Raw genomic sequence first — 4,530 nt, forward strand, 5'->3', positions numbered from 1 at the left:
GGGCAGGTGGAGGAGGTGCCGCGCTCGTTCACGAGCCAGACGGTGATCCCGGCGAGGGTGGCCTTGTCGGTGAGGACCTGCAGGAGGCGGCCGATCTGCCAATGCCGCAGTCGCAGGTTGTGCCGCCGCCCCGCCGCAATGTCGAGCACGCCACGCGGGTCGCCGACGTGCAGCAGGCCGACACGCTGCCGAACCGCCCAGGAGATCACGGTGCGGGCGGCTTCGTGCTGGGCCTGGCGCACCCGCCGGCGATGCCGACCCTCGACCTGGCGCGCGCGGCGGCGGTACTTCCGCCAGCGCCGCGAACCCCGCCCACCCCTGCCGGGTGCCCGGCGTGAGACTGCGCGGCGGCGGGCTTTGGTGTCGGCCAGGTGCATGCGGTGCTCGGCCCGGATCGCTCGCCCGGACACCAGCAGCCCATCGCCGTCTGGGCCGGCTAATGCGTAGGGGTGGATGATGCCCAGGTCCACCCCGGCCACCCGAGCAGGATCTGGTTCCTCACCCGGCGGATACACCGCCACCGGAACTTCGGCGGTCACGTCGAGGAACAGGCGGCCGCCCTCGCACAGCAGGGTGATCGACCGGACCTGCTCCAGCGGATACGGCAGATCCCGCGCCAGACGCACCCACAACGGCGGGGTGCCTTTGGCGGTGGGAATCCACACTCGGCGCTCGTCGAGGGTGAACTTGCCGTGGTACCAGCGCACCGGCACCAACCCTCGCCGCCGACGCGGAAACCGCGCCGACAGGTCGCCTGCTTGGCGGCGTTTCGCCGCCGCGAACCACGCATCCGAGAACCGGCGCAACACCGACCGGGCGCCGGTGGTGTCGAGTCCGGCGAACGTGCCCGGCCCCGAGGCCGCCAACTCCCGGCACAACTGCTGATAGCCGGTCAGCGGCACGTCGCGGCGGCGGCGCCGCCACGCGTTGATCTCGAGTACGCATGCCCACACGTCACCGGCCGAACGCAACAGGCCGAAACACCGCCGCCGCTGACCTGGCGTCAACCGCAGAGCGACCCCCGCAGTGCGATGCACGACCCGGGGCGCGGCAGGATCCCGACGGCGAGGCACGAGGCGAAGCCAACACCACCCGTACGACAGTTTCACCCGGCGGCCGACCCGGCGAACGTTAGTGGACGCCGCACTAGCGCCCGGCCCGGTGGCTGGGGGCCGGGGTCACGGTCGGCGTGGGTGCGGGATCCGCCCGCTCGTGGTCCGACCCGACCGCCGCGTACGCCGCCGCACCGAACAGCAGCAGCGCGATCACCCCGACCTTGGTGATCACCGCGCGGATCGCCATCCAGGCGGTCCGCCGGGCACCGGGAACCGTTTTCTGGGCGGTCTTGTAGTCCGTCCAGCCGCGCCGCGCGCGGGCGTACGCGGCACCGACCCCGCATCCGATGAACAGGCCCACCAGCAGGAGGGCCGCGACGACAGCTTGCTCCACCCACGCCAGTATCCATACTCAGCGTGATATTTCCATGCCCCAATGGTTCCCGGCTCGATATCCGACAGTTCTTCCGGTCCGGCCGAGTGGTCGGTCGGCCCCGGCGGCCGGAACCGCCGGGGCGGTCAGCCGCCCCGGCCGATGATGGTGTCGGCGGTCTGCTGGACCTGGTCGATCGGGATGGCGAAGCCGATGCCGATCGAGCCGCTGCCGTCGATGGTGGCGATCGCGGTGTTCACCCCGACCACCTCGCCCCGGGCGTTGACCAGCGGGCCGCCGGAATTTCCCGGGTTGATGGAGGCGTCGGTCTGCACCGCGGTGTGCCGGCCCGAGCCCAGCCGCACCTGCCGGTTGAGGGCGCTGACGATACCGGCGGTCACCGTGCCGGCCAGGCCGAGCGGGGAACCCACCGCAAGCACCGGCTCGCCGACCCGGGTGGAGTTCGGCTTCGCCAACGGCAGCGGGGAGAGGCCCGCCGACGCCGGCACCTTCAGCACCGCGAGGTCGCTGCTCGGCTCGCGTCCCACCACCTCGGCGGTGAACTGCCGGCCGTCGGGCATCTCCACGGTGACCGGTCCCCCGCCGCCCCGGGACAGGATGTGGTCGTTGGTGATGATGTGCTGCTGGTCGTCGATGGCGAAGCCGGAGCCGGTGGCGGAGGAGCCGGAGGCGCCGCCGACCATCACCGAGACCACCCCCGGCACGGTCTTCTCCGCCGCGGTGACCAGTTCGGCGGGGACCGGCGCCGCGGACGCCGCGTTCGACCCCGGGTGGCCGTCCTGGCCGGCCACCCAGCCGCCGGCCGCCGCGCCGGAGACCGAGGAGAGGGCCACCACCGCGAGCGCGGCCAGCAGCCGGCCGTGCCGGCTCCGCCGCCCGGGGTCCCGACCCGATCCGGGTACGTCCCAGCGCGCCCGTCCGTCCGGATCGAGCTCCGGTGAGATGAACCAGGGACCGCGTGGCTCGCCCAGTCCGGTCTGCGCTGCCATCCGTGTGCTCCTCACGTTTCGTGCGGTCATCACGTGTTCGTTGCCGCCGGTCAGGGCAGTCGGGAGAACCACCGCAGTGAGCCCGCCGCGGCGCCCATGGCGAAGACCAGCCCCAGGCCGATGAAGCGGGCAGAGATGTCCTGCTGTTCCTTGCGATAGCCGACCGAGGTGCCGAGGTCCTCGTAGACGGCGCGCAGTTCCGCGCTGGACGAAGCCTCGTGGAAGCGGCCACCGGTCTCGTCGGCGACCGCCTTGAGCGTCTGCCCGTCCACCGGCACCTGGATCGCCCGTCCGCCGCGGTCGACGAAGCCGGTCGGGGTGCCGAACGAGATGGTGTGCACCGGCACCTTGGCCGCGACGGCCTGCGCGGCCGCCTCCATCGGGTCCATGCCGGAGGTGTTCGCCCCGTCGGAGAGCACGATGATCCGGGCCGGCGGCGGGTCCTTCGCCGCCTTGGCGTCCAGGCTCTTCACCGCCCCGAGCGAGGTGCTGATCGCCTCGCCGATGGCGGTGCCCTGCACCCCGGTGATCCCCTCGTTGAGCCGTTTGATCCCGTCGTGCAGCGCCTCCCGGTCGGTGTCGGGCGGGACCAGCACGGCGGCGCTGCCGGCGAACCCGACCAGCCCGACGTTGAACTCGTCGGGCAGTCCGTCGACGAAGCGCCGGGCGGCCTCCTTCGCGGCAGTCAGCCTGTCCGGGTCGACGTCGGTGGCGAGCATCGAGGTGGAGACGTCCACCGCGACCATCACGGTGGCCCGCTCCCGCGGCACCCGCACCTCGGCGCTGGGCCGGGCGAAGCCGACCACCAGCAGCGCCAGCATGGCCAGGAAGAGCCCGGCCGGCACCTGCCGACGCCAGGCGGGCCGGTGCGGCGCCACCCGGTCCAGCAGCCGCAGGTTGGTGAAGCGGACGGCGTACCGGCTCTGCCGGCGCTGCATCACCAGGTAGCCGACGGCGAGGGCCAGCACGCCGAGCAGCAGCCAGAGCCGGGCGGGCGACTGCCAGGTCACGCGGCACCTCCCCGGGCCGCGGCGGGCGCGGCGGCGAGCCGGCGCTGGGCGTGCACGTGCCGGACGATGTCGGCGCTCCAGTCCCGGTCGGTACGCAGCGCCAGATGGGTCGCCCCGGACCGGCGCAGCGCCCGGCGTACCTGGTCACGCTGGGCGGCGGCGGCCGCGGCGTACCGCTCCCGCAGCGCCCGGTCGCCGGTCCACACCTCGCGCCGCCGACCGGTCTCCGGGTCGACCAGGGTGATCAGGCCGACGTCCGGCAGCTCCAGCTCGCGCGGATCGGTCACCTCGACCGCGAGCACCTGGTGCCGAACGGCGAGCCGGCGCAGGATCGGCTCCCAGGGCGGCGCGCCGTCCGGGTCGTCGGGCAGGTCGTCGAGGAAGTCGGAGACCACCACGACCAGGCCGCGCCGGTGGGCCACCCGCTGCACCCCGGCCAGCCCGTCGGTCAGCGCCGGCGGGGCAACGACGGCTCCAGGTCCCTGGGCGCCGGGCTGGGGTTGTCGACCCGGTGCGGTCGCCACGTCGTAGCCGCCGGTGCGCGGGGCGGCCAGTAGCGCGCGGAGCAGCCCCAGCAGATGGGTACGCCCGCTGCGGGCCGGGAAGCGGCGCAGACCGGTCGGGCCGAGGATCTGCGCGCCGAGGCGGTTGCCGACCCCGGCGGTGAGGAAGCCGACGGCGGCGACCGCGGCGACGGCGAGTTCCCGCTTGTCCAGCGTGGCGGTGCCGTACTCCATGCTGGGGCTGGCGTCGACCAGCAGCCAGGTGGTCAGCTCCCGGTCCGCGTCGACCTCGCGGACGTGCGGGACGGTGGTCCGGGCGGTCACCGCCCAGTCCATCCGGCGGACCTCGTCCTCCCCGGGGCGGTACTCCCGACTGCCGGCGATCTCGCTGCCCGGGCCGGGCAGCAGGCCGCGGTGCTGCCCGTGCAGCAGCCCGTCGAGCCGGCGGGTGACGGTCAGCTCCAACCGGCGCAGCCGCTGGTCGGGGGCGAGGTCGGCAAGGCCCGGATCGGCCGGCCGTGGGGGGACGGCGGGGCGGCGCCTCATGCCGCCGCCAGATCGGGCGCCGCCCCGCCGTCC

5 protein-coding genes are annotated in these 4,530 nt (G+C 74.2%); all 5 read right to left on the bottom strand.

The features are described 5' to 3' along the window. Positions 1 to 1,109 (bottom strand): RNA-guided endonuclease TnpB family protein (locus tag DKL51_RS22590; protein WP_148097828.1); only part of this gene is annotated, 1,109 nt, incomplete at its 3' end. 37 nt (positions 1,110 to 1,146) lie between these two features. Continuing rightward, on the bottom strand, positions 1,147 to 1,449 hold the full coding sequence (locus tag DKL51_RS22595; protein ID WP_109964345.1) for a hypothetical protein: 303 nt from the start codon (positions 1,447 to 1,449) through the stop codon (positions 1,147 to 1,149). A gap of 125 nt (positions 1,450 to 1,574) precedes the next feature. Beyond that, on the bottom strand, positions 1,575 to 2,438 hold the full coding sequence (locus tag DKL51_RS22600; protein ID WP_109943542.1) for a S1C family serine protease: 864 nt from the start codon (positions 2,436 to 2,438) through the stop codon (positions 1,575 to 1,577). A gap of 50 nt (positions 2,439 to 2,488) precedes the next feature. After that, complete coding sequence (locus tag DKL51_RS22605; protein ID WP_109943541.1) at positions 2,489 to 3,448, bottom strand: VWA domain-containing protein; 960 nt, start codon at positions 3,446 to 3,448, stop codon at positions 2,489 to 2,491. Next, on the bottom strand, positions 3,445 to 4,497 hold the full coding sequence (locus tag DKL51_RS22610) for a DUF58 domain-containing protein (protein ID WP_109943540.1): 1,053 nt from the start codon (positions 4,495 to 4,497) through the stop codon (positions 3,445 to 3,447). The genes DKL51_RS22605 and DKL51_RS22610 overlap by 4 nt, the downstream gene beginning before the upstream one ends. Positions 4,498 to 4,530 lie beyond the last annotated feature (33 nt).

The organism is Micromonospora globispora, assembly GCF_003857015.1.
In the GTDB taxonomy this organism is placed as follows: Bacteria; Actinomycetota; Actinomycetes; order Mycobacteriales; family Micromonosporaceae; genus Micromonospora; species Micromonospora globispora.